This window comes from Enterobacter sp. ECC_219_Taxon_10, assembly GCF_058354905.1.
Map to the genome: position 1 here is coordinate 26,325 of NZ_CM178005.1, position 16,322 is coordinate 42,646.

General features: G+C 56.7%; 17 protein-coding genes. 8 read left to right on the forward strand and 9 right to left on the reverse strand.

The features are described from left to right. The first annotated feature begins 198 nt into the window (after window positions 1-198). The 4 genes from AC4ICF_RS00115 (at window position 199) to AC4ICF_RS00130 (ending at window position 3,917) form a co-directional block, all read left to right on the forward strand. Window positions 199-1,821, forward strand: a complete 1,623-nt coding sequence (locus tag AC4ICF_RS00115) for an alpha-glucoside-specific PTS transporter subunit IIBC (protein ID WP_192984743.1) — start codon at window positions 199-201, stop codon at window positions 1,819-1,821. Then, entirely contained in the window at window positions 1,818-3,140 is a 1,323-nt protein-coding gene (locus AC4ICF_RS00120; RefSeq protein WP_116343641.1) for a 6-phospho-alpha-glucosidase, read from the forward strand. Before AC4ICF_RS00115 ends, AC4ICF_RS00120 begins: the two co-directional genes overlap by 4 nt. Before the next feature lie 92 nt (window positions 3,141-3,232). After that, the gene (locus AC4ICF_RS00125) at window positions 3,233-3,580 is read left to right on the forward strand and encodes a YidH family protein (protein ID WP_116343640.1); all 348 of its coding nucleotides are present in this window, start codon (window positions 3,233-3,235) and stop codon (window positions 3,578-3,580) included. Further along, the gene (locus tag AC4ICF_RS00130; protein WP_116343639.1) at window positions 3,570-3,917 is read left to right on the forward strand and encodes a DUF202 domain-containing protein; all 348 of its coding nucleotides are present in this window, start codon (window positions 3,570-3,572) and stop codon (window positions 3,915-3,917) included. Before AC4ICF_RS00125 ends, AC4ICF_RS00130 begins: the two co-directional genes overlap by 11 nt. 17 nt (window positions 3,918-3,934) lie before the next feature. Here the strand turns inward: AC4ICF_RS00130 and dsdA are convergent, their stop codons facing one another. Next, complete coding sequence (gene dsdA / locus AC4ICF_RS00135; protein ID WP_316380840.1) at window positions 3,935-5,221, reverse strand: D-serine ammonia-lyase; 1,287 nt, start codon at window positions 5,219-5,221, stop codon at window positions 3,935-3,937. Window positions 5,222-5,316: 95 nt separating this feature from the next. Between dsdA and AC4ICF_RS00140 the strand changes: the two genes are divergently transcribed. After that, window positions 5,317-6,405, forward strand: a complete 1,089-nt coding sequence (locus tag AC4ICF_RS00140; protein ID WP_192984737.1) for a glycoside hydrolase family 5 protein — start codon at window positions 5,317-5,319, stop codon at window positions 6,403-6,405. Here the strand turns inward: AC4ICF_RS00140 and emrD are convergent. From emrD to tli1a (AC4ICF_RS00180), 8 genes are all read right to left on the reverse strand, one after another. After that, a complete protein-coding gene (gene emrD, locus AC4ICF_RS00145) occupies window positions 6,308-7,492 on the reverse strand; it encodes a multidrug efflux MFS transporter EmrD (protein ID WP_192984735.1) in 1,185 nt (394 codons plus the stop codon). The two genes, AC4ICF_RS00140 and emrD, sit on opposite strands and share 98 nt — an antisense overlap. A gap of 175 nt (window positions 7,493-7,667) precedes the next feature. Continuing rightward, window positions 7,668-8,501, reverse strand: a complete 834-nt coding sequence (locus AC4ICF_RS00150) for an EamA family transporter (RefSeq protein ID WP_116343635.1) — start codon at window positions 8,499-8,501, stop codon at window positions 7,668-7,670. Window positions 8,502-8,563: 62 nt separating this feature from the next. Continuing rightward, a complete protein-coding gene (locus AC4ICF_RS00155; RefSeq protein ID WP_061096693.1) occupies window positions 8,564-9,010 on the reverse strand; it encodes a GNAT family N-acetyltransferase in 447 nt (148 codons plus the stop codon). 64 nt (window positions 9,011-9,074) lie between these two features. Continuing rightward, on the reverse strand, window positions 9,075-9,164 hold the full coding sequence (gene tisB / locus AC4ICF_RS00160; RefSeq protein ID WP_008500146.1) for a type I toxin-antitoxin system toxin TisB: 90 nt from the start codon (window positions 9,162-9,164) through the stop codon (window positions 9,075-9,077). A 401-nt stretch (window positions 9,165-9,565) separates the two neighbouring features. Beyond that, a complete protein-coding gene (locus AC4ICF_RS00165) occupies window positions 9,566-11,974 on the reverse strand; it encodes a T6SS phospholipase effector Tle1-like catalytic domain-containing protein (RefSeq protein WP_316380843.1) in 2,409 nt (802 codons plus the stop codon). Then, the gene (gene tli1a / locus AC4ICF_RS00170) at window positions 11,962-12,573 is read right to left on the reverse strand and encodes a Tli1a family immunity protein (protein ID WP_320720590.1); all 612 of its coding nucleotides are present in this window, start codon (window positions 12,571-12,573) and stop codon (window positions 11,962-11,964) included. The genes AC4ICF_RS00165 and tli1a (AC4ICF_RS00170) overlap by 13 nt, the downstream gene beginning before the upstream one ends. Next, complete coding sequence (gene tli1a / locus AC4ICF_RS00175) at window positions 12,561-13,172, reverse strand: Tli1a family immunity protein (protein ID WP_316380364.1); 612 nt, start codon at window positions 13,170-13,172, stop codon at window positions 12,561-12,563. The genes tli1a (AC4ICF_RS00170) and tli1a (AC4ICF_RS00175) overlap by 13 nt, the downstream gene beginning before the upstream one ends. Then, window positions 13,160-13,756, reverse strand: coding sequence for a Tli1a family immunity protein (gene tli1a / locus AC4ICF_RS00180; protein WP_316380365.1), 597 nt, complete (start codon window positions 13,754-13,756; stop codon window positions 13,160-13,162). The genes tli1a (AC4ICF_RS00175) and tli1a (AC4ICF_RS00180) overlap by 13 nt, the downstream gene beginning before the upstream one ends. Window positions 13,757-14,076: 320 nt before the next feature. Between tli1a (AC4ICF_RS00180) and ivbL the strand changes: the two genes are divergently transcribed. The 3 genes from ivbL to ilvN all read left to right on the forward strand — a co-directional run bounded on the left by ivbL (window position 14,077) and on the right by ilvN (window position 16,261). Then, on the forward strand, window positions 14,077-14,175 hold the full coding sequence (gene ivbL / locus AC4ICF_RS00185; protein ID WP_057979964.1) for an ilvB operon leader peptide IvbL: 99 nt from the start codon (window positions 14,077-14,079) through the stop codon (window positions 14,173-14,175). Window positions 14,176-14,281: 106 nt separating this feature from the next. Beyond that, window positions 14,282-15,970 (forward strand): acetolactate synthase large subunit, encoded by a 1,689-nt coding sequence (gene ilvB / locus AC4ICF_RS00190; RefSeq protein ID WP_316380367.1) that lies wholly within the window; start codon window positions 14,282-14,284, stop codon window positions 15,968-15,970. A gap of 3 nt (window positions 15,971-15,973) precedes the next feature. Then, the gene (gene ilvN / locus AC4ICF_RS00195) at window positions 15,974-16,261 is read left to right on the forward strand and encodes an acetolactate synthase small subunit (protein WP_010426528.1); all 288 of its coding nucleotides are present in this window, start codon (window positions 15,974-15,976) and stop codon (window positions 16,259-16,261) included. Window positions 16,262-16,322 lie beyond the last annotated feature (61 nt).

Sequence of the window (16,322 nt, forward strand, 5' to 3'; positions counted from 1 at the left end):
AGGGCGTGGATTGTGTCCCGACATGTCCATATTTACCGCAAAAAGTAGACCTGATTGGTCAAAATAAAACCATGAATGCGATCACGAATCGCAGCGGCACGCCATGTTCACGCATCAGTAAGTTCTTATGCTCACCTCAGGCCAGCAAAAAACCATAAAGGCCCCTACCCCTACAGGTTGTTTCATGAGGATTTAAAAATGCTCAGTCAAATACAACGTTTTGGCGGTGCCATGTTTACCCCGGTGTTGCTGTTTCCGTTCGCCGGGATCGTGGTGGGAATCGCCATCATGCTTCGCAACCCGCTGTTTGTTGGCGAAGCCTTAACCTCTCCCGATCATCTTTTCGCGCAGATTGTTCACATCATTGAAGAGGGCGGCTGGGCGGTGTTTCGCAATATGCCGCTGATTTTTGCCGTCGGTCTGCCGATTGGCCTGGCGAAGCAGGCGCAGGGCCGCGCCTGTCTGGCGGTGCTGATTAGCTTCCTCACCTGGAACTACTTTATTAACGCGATGGGGATGACCTGGGGCCACTTTTTCGGCGTCGACTTCTCCGCCGAACCGACGGCGGGTAGCGGGCTGGCGATGATTGCCGGGATCAAAACGCTCGATACCAGCATCATCGGGGCCATTGTGATTTCAGGCATTGTCACCGCCATCCACAACCGCTACTTCGACAAGCCGCTGCCGGTGTTTCTGGGGATTTTCCAGGGCAGCTCGTTTGTCGTTATCCTCGCGTTCTTCGTCATGATCCCCTGCGCCTGGCTGACGCTGCTGGGCTGGCCGAAAGTGCAGATGGGCATCGAGTCCCTGCAGGCGTTTCTGCGCTCTGCCGGCGCGCTGGGCGTATGGGTGTATACCTTCCTGGAACGCATTCTGATCCCAACCGGATTGCACCACTTCGTCTACGGTCCGTTCATCTTCGGCCCGGCGGCGGTGGAGGGCGGGATTCAGGTCTACTGGGCGCAGCACCTGCAGGAGTTCAGCCAGAGCACCCTGCCGCTGAAAACCCTCTTCCCGGAAGGCGGGTTCGCGCTGCACGGCAACTCAAAAGTGTTTGGCTCGGTCGGGATTGCATTTGCTATCTGGTACACCGCGTCGCCGGAAAACCGCGTCAAGGTGGCGGGCCTGCTGGTTCCTGCCACGCTCACCGCCGTGCTGGTGGGCATTACCGAACCGCTTGAGTTCACCTTCCTGTTTATCTCGCCGCTGCTGTTTGCCGTGCACGCGGTGCTGGCGGCCACCATGGCAACGGTGATGTACACCTTCGGCGTGGTAGGGAACATGGGCGGCGGCCTGCTGGATCAGTTCCTGCCGCAAAACTGGATCCCGATGTTCCATAACCACGCCACGACGGTCTTCACCCAGATCGGCATTGGCGTCTGCTTCACCGGCATCTACTTCGTGGTCTTCAAAACGCTGATCGAACGTCTGAACCTGAAAACGCCTGGCCGGGAAGAGAGCGAAATCAAACTCTACAGCAAGGCCGACTATAAGGCTGCGCGCGGGCAAACCACCGCCCCGGCGGCGGCCAGCCAGCAGGTTGGACAGGCCGCCGGATTCCTGCAGGCGCTGGGCGGCGCGGCCAACATCGAAAGCATCAATAACTGTGCCACCCGCCTGCGTATCGCGCTGGTCGATATGGCGAAAACCCAAAGCGATGACGTCTTCAAAGCCCTCGGCGCCCACGGCGTGGTGCGACGCGGCAACGGCATTCAGGTGATTGTCGGCCTGCACGTTCCACAGGTGCGCGACCAGCTGGAATCGCTGATGAAAACTCCTTTAACGAATGAACAAACCACCCTGACAGAGGCTATATCATGAAAAAATTCTCAGTTGTCATTGCAGGCGGCGGCAGCACCTTTACGCCTGGTATCGTCCTGATGCTGTTAGCCAACCGTGACCGCTTCCCGCTGCGCGCGTTGAAGTTCTATGACAACGACGGCGCACGTCAGGAGACCATCGCCGAAGCGTGCAAAATCATCCTCAGGGAGCAGGCCCCGGAGATTGAGTTCAGCTACACCACCGATCCTAAAGCGGCGTTTACCGATGTGGATTTCGTGATGGCGCACATCCGCGTGGGCAAATACCCGATGCGCGAAAAAGATGAAAAAATTCCGCTGCGCCACGGCGTGCTGGGTCAGGAAACCTGCGGGCCGGGCGGTATCTCTTATGGCATGCGCTCTATCGGCGGCGTGCTGGAGCTGGTGGATTATATGGAGCAGTACTCCCCGAACGCGTGGATGCTGAACTATTCCAACCCGGCGGCGATTGTCGCGGAAGCCACGCGCCGCCTACGCCCGAACGCCAAAATTCTCAACATCTGCGATATGCCGATCGGCATTGAAGGGCGCATGGCGCAGATTGTCGGCCTGAAGGACCGCAAAGAGATGCGCGTGCGCTACTACGGCCTGAACCACTTCGGCTGGTGGACGTCGATTGAGGATCTGAACGGCAACGACCTGATGCCGAAACTGCGCGAATACGTGGCGAAAAACGGCTATGTTCCGCCTTCCGAAGATGCACATACCGAAGCGAGCTGGAACGATACTTTCGCCAAAGCCAAAGACGTGCAGGCGCTGGATCCGGACACCATGCCGAACACCTACCTGAAGTATTACCTGTTCCCGGACTACGTGGTTGCGCATTCCAACCCGGAACGCACCCGCGCCAATGAGGTCATGGACCACCGTGAGAAGCACGTGTTCAGTTCCTGCCGGGCGATTATTGAGGCGGGAAAATCCTCCGCAGGTGAGCTGGAAATCGACGAACATGCGTCGTACATCGTCGATCTGGCGACGGCGATTGCCTTTAACACCCAGGAGCGGATGCTGCTGATTGTACCAAACAACGGGGCCATCCATAACTTTGATGCCGATGCGATGGTGGAGATCCCGTGTCTGGTGGGTCATAACGGGCCGGAGCCGCTTACGGTGGGCGATATTCCGCACTTCCAGAAAGGGCTGATGAGCCAGCAGGTGGCGGTGGAAAAACTGGTGGTGGATGCCTGGGAGCAGCGCTCGTACCAGAAGCTCTGGCAGGCGATTACCCTGTCGAAAACCGTGCCGAGCGCCTCCGTCGCGAAAGCGATTCTGGATGACCTTATTGAGGCCAACAAAGAGTACTGGCCAGAGCTGCATTAATCGTCCTGACCGGCATCGCCCGATGCCGGTCTCCTTGTCCTTGTCGATTTACGCTATGCTGAAGCTTGCCTGTAGCACGACAAGGAACCTCCATGAAAATTTCCCGCCTCGGCGAAGCGCCGGACTACCGCTTCTCTCTGGCTAATGAACGCACTTTTTTAGCGTGGATCCGCACCGCACTGGGCTTTCTGGCCGCCGGTGTCGGCCTTGACCAGCTCGCACCCGATTTTGCCACGCCCTTGATTCGTGAAGTGCTGGCGCTGCTGCTGTGCCTGTTCGCGGGCGTGCTGGCGATTTACGGTTACCTTCGCTGGCTTCGCAATGAGAAGGCGATGCGTCTGAAGCAGGATCTGCCCTATACGCGCGGGTTACTCATCATCAGCGTGATTCTGCTGACGGTGGCGGGCGTGGTAATGGTGCTGGTGTTCTATGCCGGATAGCCGCAAAGCGCGGCGCGAAGCGGACCCCGGCCTGCAGCCGGAGCGGACGTCACTCGCCTGGCTGCGCACGCTGCTGGGGTATGGCGCGCTAATTGCCCTGGCGATTAAGCACAACTGGCACCGTACAGGGGTGCCATTCTGGATTTCCATTATTGTGCTGGCGCTGGTGGCCATCATTTTATGGCGCTATACCCGCAGCCGTAACCTGATGGACGTGGCGCAGAACGATTTTGTACAGCCGAAAGCGGTGCGGGATAAGTTCCTGATCGCACTCGCTGTTCTCTCGCTGTCGCTGCTGTTTGCGGTAACCCATATTCAGCAAATTTTGAGCCTGTAAGCCGGGTGGCGGCTTAATTACTTCCCTTTAGCCAGATACTTCGCCATCTCGTCTTCCGGCACCATGCCGCCGCCGGTTGCCCATACCAGGTGGGTAACGCTGGCATCCGAATGAACGCGCACCGGCCCGGCCATCCCCGCCAGCGCCGACGGTTCCAGACGGATCCCTTCCTCCTGCGCCAGCCAGCCGAGCATGTCGTACATGCTCCGATCGGAAAGCGTATAAAACCCGTCGAGCAGTCGCTCCATCGCGCGGCCGACGAAGCCGGACGCGCGCCCAACCGCCAGACCGTCCGCCGCCGTCACGTTATCAATGCCCAGATCCTGCACCGCGATTTCATCGTGCAGACCGGTGTAAACGCCTAGTAGCATGCACGGGGAGTGCGTTGGCTCTGCGAAGAAGCAGTGGACGTTATCGCCAAAGGCCAGCTTCAGGCCAAACGCCACCCCGCCGGGGCCGCCGCCGACGCCGCACGGCAGGTAGACGTACAGCGGGTGATCCGCATCCACCACGCGGCCCTGTTCGGCAAACTGCGCCTTCAGGCGCTCGCCTGCCACCGCATAGCCCAGGAATAATGTGCGGGAGTTTTCATCGTCAATGAAGAAGCAGTTCGGATCGCTTTCCGCCGCTTTTCGTCCTTGCTCTACCGCCACGCCGTAATCCTGCTCATATTCCACGACGATGACGCCGTGACTGCGCAGTTTGGCTTTTTTCCACTCGCGGGCGTCGGCAGACATATGTACCGTCACTTTAAAGCCGATGCGTGCGCTCATTATGCCGATAGACAACCCCAGGTTGCCGGTTGAGCCCACCGCAATGCTGTACTGGCTGAAAAAGGCCTTAAAGCGCGGCTCCAGCAGAATGCTGTAATCGTCTTCGATGGTCAGCAACCCGGCTTCCAGCGCCAGCTTCTCCGCGTGGGCCAGCACTTCATAGATGCCGCCGCGCGCTTTAATCGAGCCGGAAATCGGCAGGTGGCTATCTTTTTTCAGCAGCAGCGTGCCGGGAATGGCCTTGCCAGATTCTTTCTCCAGCCGTTTTTTCATTGCCGGAATAGCAACCAGCTCGGACTCGATAATCCCGCCCGTTACCGCCGTTTCCGGGAAGGCTTTCGCCAGATACGGCGCGAAGCGTTTCAGGCGCGCGTGGGCGTCGTCCACGTCGGCTTTGGTCAGCCCGACGTACGGCAATCCTTCCGTAAGCGTCGTGGTGCGCGGGTTAAGCCAGGTGGTTTCTTTCAGGGCAATCAGATCCTCAACCAGAGGAAACTGTGCGATGAGTGTATTGATGGCTGTTGCGTTCATAATTTTTCTCAACAATTAGTTCGTTCTGACTCTACACCAAATGTGAAAAAGCGTGCTAAATACAGGTAATGCTTTCGATTTATCCAGGGTAAACCGTGCTAAAGCCTCTTATTGCTACCGCGTTACTGATCTCTTCCGGCTGGGCCATTGCCGCCGAGCCGCCGCTGATGGCTGCCCGTTATGCGCAGCAGCTGGGCGTCGGGATGGATGTGGACTGGGCGCGCACCGAGCGCGGCATACGCGAATTCGACCCGCTGGTGGTACGGGATTTTCGTGCAAAAGGCATTACCCACGTGCGCATTCGCGTCGCCGATGAGCCGACGGAAGCGCGGCTGATCCACCTGCGCAAGCTGGTGGAAGCCTGCGAGCAGTATGGCGTGATCCCGATTATCGCTTATCAGGCTGATGAATATAAAAACGACCCCAAAGCCGATAACGAGAAAGAGACGATCAACTGGTGGATTGCCGTGGCGCACTATTTCGGTCAGAGCTACCCGCTGCTGGGTTTTGATCTCATTTATGAGCCAGCCGACAAGCTTAACCACAACCTCGCGTCGTTAAACCGCGTGTATGAAAAAACCATTAAAGCGATCCACGATATAGACCCGCAGCGCATGATTTTCATTGCGCCGCGCCTGCGTGCCGCGCCGGAAGATTTATCCAGCCTGAAGCTGCCTGCGCACAGTCAAAACTACCTGCTGGCGGAGTGGCATATTTTCCCGTGGGGGCCGCTGAAAAATAGCGGTAAATACCCGTGGACGTCCGGCACGGCGGCGGAGAAGGCGGCTATCCGTAACCGCATCAGCACCGCACTGCGCTGGCAGCAAAAAACCGGGCACGTCAGCTGGGTCGGGGGCTGGGGCGTGGGGGAGTCAAGCCGTCTTACGCCCACCGCCTCGCAAATGGCCTTCGCCACCTTTATGGCCTGCGAGCTGCAAAAGGCGAAAATCCCGTATGCGCTTAACGCGGATTTCCAGTTTTACGACGGGGAAGAGGGAGCCTGGCGGCCAGCACCAGAGCCGTTATTGCAGGCGATGATTGCGCCCGTCTGTGAAAAGCCCGGCGAGAAGCCGGGCCATCATGCGGTTAAACCGGCTGCTCGTGATGCGGAACACGCGACGCCAGCGGCAGCCAGCACAGTAAAATCAGCAGCCCCATCAGCGTCATCAGCAGGCCCAAACTAGCCTGCCCGGTCTGCGGCATCATAGCCGAGAGCCAGGCCAGCGCACCGGAACCGATGTTTTGCAAACCGCCCACCAGCGCGCCTGCCGTGCCTGCGAGGAACGGGAACGGCTCCATTGCGCCGCTGGTGGCGAGAGGGAACAGCATTCCCGCGCCGAAGAAGAACAGCGCTGCCGGAATCAGCAGTGTCCAGACCGTCATCACGCCAAACAGCCCTGGGATCCACATCATCAGACCCGCCAGCAGACAGCTAATTACGGCCTGCCACATCAGGGTGGAGAAGCGCTTGTTCTGACGCCCGGCAAACCACGCACCGAAGAACGCCGCCGGGATCGGCAGAATAAACAGAATGCTCACCACCATACTGCTCAGGCCAAGACCCGCGCCCAGCAGCACGCCGGAGCAGGCTTCAAACACCGCAATGCCCGCCAGGCCGCCGATCAGCATCAGCAGGTAGCAGGTAAACGCACCGTTGCCGAACAGCGTTTTGTAGCTGGCGATAAGCTTTGTGCGTGGCGCGTCTTTTGGGCGGGTTTCCGGCATCCAGCGCGCCATGCTGAAGGTGACAATGATGCACAGTACCAGCAGGAAGGCGTAGCAGGCGCGCCAGGACCACATCGTCTCCAGCAGGCCGCCAATCAGCGGGGCCAGCAGCGGGCTGACCAGAATGCCCATATTTAACAGACTGTTGGCGTGGCGGAGCTGGGTGCCCTGATACATATCGCGCGGTAAGGTTCGCGCCATCACCCCGCCGACACCCGTCCCAACGCCCTGCAGGGCGCTGGCGGCAATCAGCACGGTCAGGCTGTGCGTGGTAATGGCAATTACCGTCGCCACCATGAAAATGCTCATGCCTACCAGGATCACCGGACGACGCCCGACGCGGTCGGAGAGCGGGCCGTAGAAGAGCTGTGAAACGCCATAGGTCAGCAGGTACGCTGCCATCACGCTCTGTACCGCACCCTCGCGGACGTTCAGTTCCTTTGCCATGTCGGCGATCGCCGGAATGTAGATCGTTTGCGCCATCTGACCGACGGCCACCAGTAACACCAGCATCAACAATAAGTTAACGTTCCGTTGCTTTTTCATGTCGCTGAATACTTTTGCCAAAAGAGGAAAATGAAGAATAAGTGACTACGCATTCCCATAAATGCGCGAGGAATCTACCACAGTAAGATGACAATTTAAGCATTGTCGTGGTGAATCAAAAAACCGGTAAAGGCAGGATTTGTAAACAAGAACGGCAACTAATGTTGCCAGTGCTTTACGCCAGGCGCAGCATAATGGCACCGGCTGCAATGCCCAGCGCCGCCGCGATGCGCAGGCCCGCAACCTTCTCTTTTAAAAGGACAAACGCGATCAGCGCCCCGAAAAGAATGGAGGTTTCACGCAGCGCCGCGACCACCGCCAGCGGTGCCTGCGTCATTGCCCAGAGGGCCAGACCGTAAGAGCCCATAGTGCCAACGCCGCCGAGCAACCCCTTTTTCCAGTGCAGGCGCAGGTAGCCGGACGCCTCGCGCCGACGTGCCACCATCGCCCAGCCGAGCAGGCAGAAGCCGTTCATAAAGAAGGTCCAGAGCGTGTAGCCCAGCGCGGTATCCGACAGCCGCACGCCGGTGCCATCCACCAGCGTATACCCGGCGATAAAACAGGCGTTCAGCAGCGCCAGCCAGATCCCCCTGCGTGACTGCATGCGGCCATTCATCGCCATCGCCAGAATCGACAGGCAGATTACGCCAATGCCGGACCAGGCAAGCCAGGAGAGACGATCGCCGAGCACCAGCACGCTAATCAGCGCCACCAGCAGCGGGGCGGTGCCACGCATCAGCGGGTAGGTCTGGCTCATGTCAGAGACCTGATAGGTCTTCGCTACCAGCACGGTGTAGACCACCTGTAAGGCGCAGGAGACGATCAAAAACGGCCAGCTCTCTGCAGATGGCTGTGTTGAGAAGGGCAATAAAATCAGGGCAATAATCGCGGCTGAGCCGCTAACGCCGATCGCAGAGTAGAGCTTGTCCGTTCCGGCTTTAACGATGGCGTTCCAGCTGGCATGCAGCAGTGCGGCGAAAAGCAAAATGCAGAAAACGGTGATGGTCATGGCGTATCGGGTGGTGAGTTGTCACTCAACTGTAACATTCACATCCTGATGCCGCCAGCCGGTTACACCGCACAAAAAAGGCGATGCGTCACCCGCGGTTCGTCCGAGACCAGCGTAAAACCGGCTCGATTGTAAAATCCGTACGCGCTGTCCGGCGCGTGGGTATTCAGGAAATCAAACCAGATGCTGGCATCGGCCATCACCACTGTTAAAAGCTGTTTGCCAATGCCCAGCCCGCGGCACTTCTCGCTAACGTAGAGATGGCGAATGCGCCCGGCACGCGGCTGCTGGCTGAACGGATCGCGGTTGAGGCCACACACGCCCACCAGCCTGCCGTTGAGAAACGCGCCCAGCAGCTTTTCACCCGGCGCGTTAAAGCGGTTCTCACCCCGCAGCCAGTTCTCTTCCAGCCTGCGCAGCATGTTGAAATTCAGCGCGATACTTTCAGCCTTCAGGGCGATATACCCCGGCTCATCGGGCGTGACAGGCTCAATTAACAGACGCGACATAGCATTCCCTCGTTATTAAAGAGGGGCGGTTGCCCGCCCCTCTCAGGTGCGACTTGAACCTGAATTACCGAACGAATTTCAGGACAGCATCAAGCAGTTGCAGTACTGCAACAATGAGTTTGAGGATAAGTATCACCATATCCACTACGCTCATACGCGTCTCCTTTTGGTTAAAAGGAGCACGATGCTGGCGTACCTTTCCGCCGCCTGTTGCCAGCACCTGGATTGACGTAACACAGTGTGCTCACTTCAGGGGGTTAAGGCACTGACGGCACCACCCGTTTCAGCCAGGACTTCGTTGCGCCGGTAGAACTGCGGCCCCCTCGCTCACTGCGAACACCCTCAGTATAGATAAATACTGTATGCATGAACAGTATTTTTTGGACAAAATCAGGAAGGTGATCCATACTCAAAAACGTCAAAATCCGTGCCGGAATTGCGCGTTCGTCTTCGATCGCGTATACTTTTTGCGTTGACGTAACACAGTGTGTTCTGCGGCAACCAACCGCAAAACCCTGATAAAAACCTCGCTTAGGCGGGGTTTTTTGTTTTCTGTCAGTCTGAATAATTCATATTTTCAATGTAAGACTGTATTGTGGCTCTCTTTTGTTCAAAGGCCATTTCCTCCGCTTTTTGACACTCTGCCAGGGCTGAGGCAGGGTAGTGAACGCAGGGTATTTGCCGGGTTTTATCCTGAAGTACCCCCAGCGGATATCCCGTGCTGGCATCAAGGATAGAAATGCGTTGTTCGACGGGGGCAGATGGCCTCTGCCCGGTATTTCGCAATTCAATAAGAAACTGGACCTCGTGCGTTGAGATGGGATAACCCAGTCCTGCAACATAGCCCAGCATGGAGAGTGGCTTTACCTGTTTACTCGTCGCTTCGCCGAAATAGATCATACGGTAGATAAAATAACTGCCCCAGGGTTCGCGCGAGCCCAACGCGCTGTGCATAAACCAGGCGCGGGAATCGTGAATTTGGTCATCAAAAAGCGCTCTTGTCAGCCCTGAGGGGTCATTGGCATTGCTCTGTTCGCCTTGTGGTGGAAACAGTGTTTCCAGGTGTTGTTTCCCCGCCTCTTTGATCTTTTTAAACTCAACGGGAATATCATCCTGGTTAAAGGCAAAAACAAAGCCTTTGAAGTAATCCAGTACGGCATAGGTGGTGCTTTTTGCCTGAGTACGGGAAACGCCATGATAGTCTTCTTTAAACTCTAATGCTGCCTGTAAAAGCTGTGTTTGCCCGAGTAAAGCGTCAAAGTCTTTTGGGCCTGTCTTAAGCATGACAAACTGACCCCGCGGGTAGTTACCGAGCTGTTTAATTCGCTCTCTTTCTGCATCTTTTTGTAGTTTTTCGCGTTCTCTTTCCCGTTCCGCCCTTTTGCCAGGATCGTTATCCTGATTTTGATTATTGGCTGCGGCGTCGTGATAAAAGCGCTGGCTCCGGAATGTTTCCTGGGCGTAGCGATTGATGCGCCAGGCGGTTATCCAGCCGATCTGGTTTTCAAGCGCTTCGATGATATTGACCCGAGCGCGAACGGGGGAGTAGTGGGTTGCCTGTTCATCGGGAATGCCAGTTTCGGAAAGAGGTAAATCAAGAGTGAGCTGGCGCCAGGCGTTGAAGCGTTGGACTATTGAGGTTTCAACATAAAATTCATCTCTTAAACTGGTAGGCATGATGCGCCATACATCTTTTTTCATTTCATCTGGGAGGGATTGTTCAAGTATTTTTAATGGTGCGCCTGCATTAAAAGCCGCTGAAAACATCTCATTTAATGATATTTGCGACAGTAAAAAACGATCATCATTACCGGTCGCTTTACCCTGTTCCCCTGGCGGATACCCACCTCCAATATCAGAGTGCATGCCAGGATAAACCACCTCTACGGCATACTCAGGATATCGCCCGTCAGCACGACAGATTGAATCGAGTGGGAAGCACAACCGCTGATCGTGAGCCGAAACCAGATGCACGCAGCGCTTAATCAGCGCATTGTTCGGCAATTCCATCGTTCCGTCGGCCCAGCCCATATGACCTTCCGCTACCGGGGCAATATGGGCAATTCCTACGGAAGCAACCGTATCCAGCAAACCCAGAAATTCAATGCTAATCGGAATTTCACCCTGCTTTGTCGCCAGGCAAAAAGGTTGTAAGGCCCCTTCCCGAGAGGGAGAAAGCAGGGTGTTAAGCCAGTTAACAAAGGCCCGGGCGGAGGCTGCTCCGCGAGAGAAACCGTAAACATAGAGTTTGATTCCCAGCAGCTTAGAGGTGCCCGGCGTTGGCTGCGTTAACGCGGTCTCCAGCGTTTTACCTAACCCGTTTAACAGCCGGAAAAGCTCTGTGCAACGGAGGTATTCTCCATGAGCGTTGGATTGAGAATAGCTGGAGTTCATCGCCTGAATGGAGTGCCAGTTTTCATCATCGCTTAGTTTCCCAAGCCCAAGCGTACGTCGCAGGGCGTCTACCAGTCGAAGCAGACCCCAGTTGATGCGCTCCTCGCCGTAAGCCGCGTATTTAAGGCCTGCATCGCTGAAGTCGAGATCTAACACCTCCGGAAAAGGCGTCCCCACGCCGGGAATATAGTATTTGTAATACTGGTTGTGCGCGACGCCGTCCTGATCGACCAGCTCTGCGTTATGCGCGCCGGTTCCCCCGGCATAGCCTTGTCCTATGGTGGCACGGAACAGGCGAGCGATATTGGTCGGATGAGGCGGGGTCGACTCATAGAGGTCATGATTCAGGTTGTTGCCCGTACCGTCAAAGAAAAGGCTGATATGGAGCGTTTTACAGCAGGGAGGCAAGACGCGTCGGTTTGCAGCGGTGCAAAGCTGGTTATGATATTTCGTTTCCAGACTGCTTTGTTCCCTGCAGTTTTGCAAAAAGTGAGATCTGGTATTAGGTAATCTACCTCTTTCCGGAAACTCAGGAGGGTACCAGACATTATCAGGGGTCAATTTGGACATACTGTTGGCTTCTCCATATGCACGGGGTCTTTGACGGGATAATCCGGGCTGCCATAGTCGGCGCAGCTGGTGGTGACCTTCACCTGGTCACAGGGCAGGAAGTGAACGATAATGCCGCAGGTTTTCTGGCCGGTGTAATCGGGGACCGAAACGGTTTGAGTATGTTTTTTATTTAGTGCCTTAATTTTTTGGTACCACTCCTCTTTTTTATCCGAATAAGCCTGAGCTACCTTGTATCCTTCCTCTTCGTTCAATCCCTCAAGATTAGGTCGTACAGGTTGTGGGATCTCCGGTACATCGCTGGCAAATGCGACCCCCGTTTCCCAGTCAACCTGCACTGTCATTCCTGGCGTCCACGGCCCGCTCACGCCAAAGCAGCAGCCTCCACCGCCACCCGAATAAGGGCCGATAATATCGAGACCGGACTGCCCGTTCACGCTGAAGCGGTTGATGGCCCAACTGGTGTGGTTAATGGCTTCAATCGTTCCACCCCTGCCGGGCGGGGCTGGTTCCGTTTTTACGGGCTGGTCGCACCCGGCCAGCAGCAGGGCTGCGGCCAGCAAAATGCGGGTACGCCATGCTGCAATCACTGGGGACATACTGTCGGCTTCTCCATATGCACGGGGTCTTTGACGGGATAATCAGGGCTGCCGTAGTCGGCGCAGCTGGTAGTGACCTTCACCTGGTCACAGGGCAGGAAATGAACGGTAATGCCGCAGGTTTTCTGGCCGGTGTAATCGGGGACCGGAACCGTTCGGGAATGTGTTTTACTGATGGCTTTAATTTTGCCATACCATTCGTGATATTTATCTGAGTAAGCCTGCCATGCCCTATAACGCTCATCCCGGTTCATCCCGGTGGTATCTGGTTCATCAGGCTGTGGGATTTCCGGCACATCGCTGGCAAACGCGACGCCCGTTTCCCAGTCAACCCGCACCGTCATTCCTGGCTTCCACGGCCCGCTCACGCCAAAGCAGCAGCCTCCACCGCCACCCGAATAAGGGCCGATAATGTCGAGGCCGGACTGCCCGTTCACGCTGAAGCGATTGATGGCCCAGCTGGTATGGTTAATGGCTTCAATCGTTCCACCCCTGCCGGGCGGGGCTGGTTCCGTTTTTACGGGCTGGTCGCACCCGGCCAGCAGCAGGGCTGCGGCCAGCAAAATGCGGGTACGCCATGCTGCAATCACTGGGGACATACTGTCGGCTTCTCCATATGCACGGGGTCTTTGACGGGATAATCCGGGCTGCCATAGTCGGCGCAGCTGGTGGTGACCTTCACCTGGTCACAGGGCAGGAAGTGAACGGTAATGCCGCAGGTTTTCTGTCCGGTGTAATCGGGGACCGGAACGGTTTGAGTATGTTTTTTATTTAGTGCCTTGATTTTTTGGTACCACTCCTCTTTTTTATCCGAATAAGCCTGCCATGCCTTGTAACGGTCATCCCGGTTCATCCCGGTGGTATCTGGTTCATCAGGCTGCGGGATCTCCGGCACATCGCTGGCAAACGCGACGCCTGTTTCCCAGTCAACCTGCACCGTCATTCCTGGCGTCCACGGCCCGCTCACGCCAAAGCAGCAGCCCCCACCGCCACCCGAATACGGGCCAATAATATCGAGGCCGGACTGCCCGTTAACGCTGAAGCGGTTGATGGCCCAGCTTGTGTGGTTAATGGCTTCAATGGTTCCGCCCCCGCCGGGCAGGGCAGGTTCTGTTTTCACAGGCTTGTCGCATCCGGCCAGTAAAAGCAAAGCAGCGAAAAGCATTGTGTAAAACTTGTTCATGCTGTCTTCCTTAACACTCGCATGCATCCCTCGGCACGCTTTAGTATCTTTGTAGTTGTAGTTAGGTTAAAAAAATAATAACCACATAAAGTATGTCACTACACGATCGAGCCGTTATTTTCAGATTTTTATAAGGGATTAGTATGTAACTGAACGTAATAGCGTTTATGGAAAATCTGAGAGGTGAAAACGAAGAGTAAACCCAACAAACGAAACGTGATCCCTGACGCATTTTTGCGCAGATGAAAATATTTCCATTGTCACGCCCTAAAACCTGTGTTTGTATAAATTCCATCAATGATTCCAAACACAGGTCCCCAATGACTTCATCCATCTTCACTTCGACCCTACTAAAAACTGCGCAACCAGCCGCAGTGGTCGTCGTGCGTGTGGTGGTGGTCGTCGGCAATGCGCCGTAGGGACTGGATCAACACACGAATCCAAAACCCCGCCGGCGCAAACCGGGCGGGGTTTTTCGTTTAGGACCCTCCCCGGAAGGCTGGCTCAGAAGAAAAGGACTGGAGCATGGCAAGTTCGGGCACAACATCCACCAAGACGCGTTTTACCGGCGCGCAGCTTATCGTTCATCTGCTGGAACGGCAGGGCATCACCACGGTTGCGGGCATCCCTGGCGGCACGGTGCTGCCGCTGTACGATGCGTTAAGCCAAAGCACGCAGATCCGCCACGTGCTGGCGCGTCACGAGCAGGGGGCAGGCTTTATCGCTCAGGGCATGGCGCGTACGCAGGGCAAACCGGCGGTCTGTATGGCCTGCAGCGGCCCGGGCGCAACCAACCTGGTCACCGCCATCGCCGACGCGCGTCTCGACTCCATTCCGCTGATCTGCATTACCGGGCAGGTACCGTCCTCCATGATCGGCACCGATGCGTTCCAGGAAGTGGACACCTACGGCATCTCTATCCCCATCACCAAACATAACTATTTAGTTCGCGATATCACCGAGCTTCCTCAGGTTATCAGCGATGCGTTCCGCATTGCGCAGTCAGGCCGCCCGGGCCCGGTGTGGATAGACATTCCTAAGGATGTCCAGACCGCAGAGATCGAGATCGACGTGCTGCCGGAGCCGGGCGAGCGTGCCTCCGCACCGGAATTCAGCGCTGAGAGCGTGCGCGATGCCGCCGCCATGATTAACGCGGCCAAACGCCCGGTGCTCTATCTGGGTGGCGGGGCGATTAACGCCGCGGATGAAATCCGCCAGTTTGCGGAAAAAGCCAACCTGCCGACCACCATGACCCTGATGGCGCTGGGCATGCTGCCTAAAGCACATCCATTGTCATTAGGCATGCTGGGCATGCACGGCGCGCGCAGCACCAACTACATCCTGCAAGAAGCTGATTTGCTGATTGTTATGGGCGCGCGTTTTGATGACCGGGCGATTGGAAAAACCGAGCAGTTCTGCCCGAACGCGAAAATCATTCACGTGGATATCGACCGCGCCGAGCTGGGTAAAATCAAGCAGCCGCACGTGGCGATTCAGGGCGACGTGGCCGAAGTGCTGGCGCAGCTGATCCCGCAAACCGATGCAGCCGAACGCGCCGACTGGCGTCAGCTGGTGGCCGATCTGCAGCGCGAGTACCCGGGCGCCATCCCAACCGAGGGCGACCCGCTGAGCCACTACGGGCTGATCAACGCCGTGGCCGCCTGCGTGGACGACAGCGCGATTATCACCACCGACGTGGGCCAGCATCAGATGTGGACCGCCCAGGCGTATCCGCTGAACCGTCCGCGTCAGTGGCTGACCTCCGGCGGCCTGGGCACTATGGGCTTTGGCCTGCCCGCAGCCGTGGGTGCGGCGCTGGCGAATCCGGACCGCAAGGTCATCTGCTTCTCCGGCGACGGCAGCCTGATGATGAACATTCAGGAAATGGCGACCGCGGCCGAAAACCAGTTAGACGTTAAAATCATCCTGATGAACAACGAGGCGCTGGGCTTAGTGCACCAGCAGCAGAGTCTGTTCTACAAGCAGGGGGTGTTTGCGGCGACCTATCCGGGGATGATTAACTTTATACAGATCGCCGCCGGCTTTGGCCTGCACACCTGCGATCTGAACGCGGAAGAAGACGCACACGCGGCGCTGCAGGCGATGATTTCTCGCCCCGGCCCGGCGCTGATCCACGTGCGTATCGACCCTGAACAAAAAGTGTATCCGATGGTGCCGCCGGGTGCGGCAAATACTGAGATGGTGGGAGAATAAGCCATGCAGAAACAACATGATAACGTCATTCTGGAACTCACCGTCCGCAACCACCCTGGCGTCATGACCCACGTCTGCGGGCTCTTTGCCCGTCGGGCGTTTAACGTGGAAGGCATTCTCTGTCTGCCGATTCAGGGCAGCGAGCACAGCCGCATCTGGCTACTGGTCAACGACGATCAGCGTCTGGAGCAGATGATGGCGCAGATCGACAAGCTGGAAGACGTCACCAAAGTGGCGCGCAACCAGTCCGATCCCACCATGTTTAACAAAATTGCGGTGTTTTTCGAGTAAATCGCTTAAGGTAAGCGTCTTTCGCTCTTGTAGGCCGGATAAGCGTAGCGCCATCCGGCGT

Bases quoted from the DNA above. Each gene is read 5' to 3' on its own strand.
- ivbL (WP_057979964.1), top strand. From the start codon at position 14,077: ATGACTTCATCCATCTTCACTTCGACCCTACTAAAAACTGCGCAACCA.
- tli1a (WP_316380364.1), bottom strand. From the start codon at position 13,172: ATGTCCCCAGTGATTGCAGCATGGCGTACCCGCATTTTGCTGGCCGCA.
- AC4ICF_RS00155 (WP_061096693.1), bottom strand. From the start codon at position 9,010: ATGTCGCGTCTGTTAATTGAGCCTGTCACGCCCGATGAGCCGGGGTAT.
- AC4ICF_RS00130 (WP_116343639.1), top strand. From the start codon at position 3,570: ATGCCGGATAGCCGCAAAGCGCGGCGCGAAGCGGACCCCGGCCTGCAG.
- AC4ICF_RS00125 (WP_116343640.1), top strand. From the start codon at position 3,233: ATGAAAATTTCCCGCCTCGGCGAAGCGCCGGACTACCGCTTCTCTCTG.
- AC4ICF_RS00120 (WP_116343641.1), top strand. From the start codon at position 1,818: ATGAAAAAATTCTCAGTTGTCATTGCAGGCGGCGGCAGCACCTTTACG.
- tisB (WP_008500146.1), bottom strand. From the start codon at position 9,164: ATGAGCGTAGTGGATATGGTGATACTTATCCTCAAACTCATTGTTGCA.
- AC4ICF_RS00165 (WP_316380843.1), bottom strand. From the start codon at position 11,974: ATGTCCAAATTGACCCCTGATAATGTCTGGTACCCTCCTGAGTTTCCG.
- emrD (WP_192984735.1), bottom strand. From the start codon at position 7,492: ATGAAAAAGCAACGGAACGTTAACTTATTGTTGATGCTGGTGTTACTG.
- ilvB (WP_316380367.1), top strand. From the start codon at position 14,282: ATGGCAAGTTCGGGCACAACATCCACCAAGACGCGTTTTACCGGCGCG.
- AC4ICF_RS00150 (WP_116343635.1), bottom strand. From the start codon at position 8,501: ATGACCATCACCGTTTTCTGCATTTTGCTTTTCGCCGCACTGCTGCAT.
- tli1a (WP_320720590.1), bottom strand. From the start codon at position 12,573: ATGTCCCCAGTGATTGCAGCATGGCGTACCCGCATTTTGCTGGCCGCA.
- dsdA (WP_316380840.1), bottom strand. From the start codon at position 5,221: ATGAACGCAACAGCCATCAATACACTCATCGCACAGTTTCCTCTGGTT.
- AC4ICF_RS00115 (WP_192984743.1), top strand. From the start codon at position 199: ATGCTCAGTCAAATACAACGTTTTGGCGGTGCCATGTTTACCCCGGTG.
- ilvN (WP_010426528.1), top strand. From the start codon at position 15,974: ATGCAGAAACAACATGATAACGTCATTCTGGAACTCACCGTCCGCAAC.
- tli1a (WP_316380365.1), bottom strand. From the start codon at position 13,756: ATGAACAAGTTTTACACAATGCTTTTCGCTGCTTTGCTTTTACTGGCC.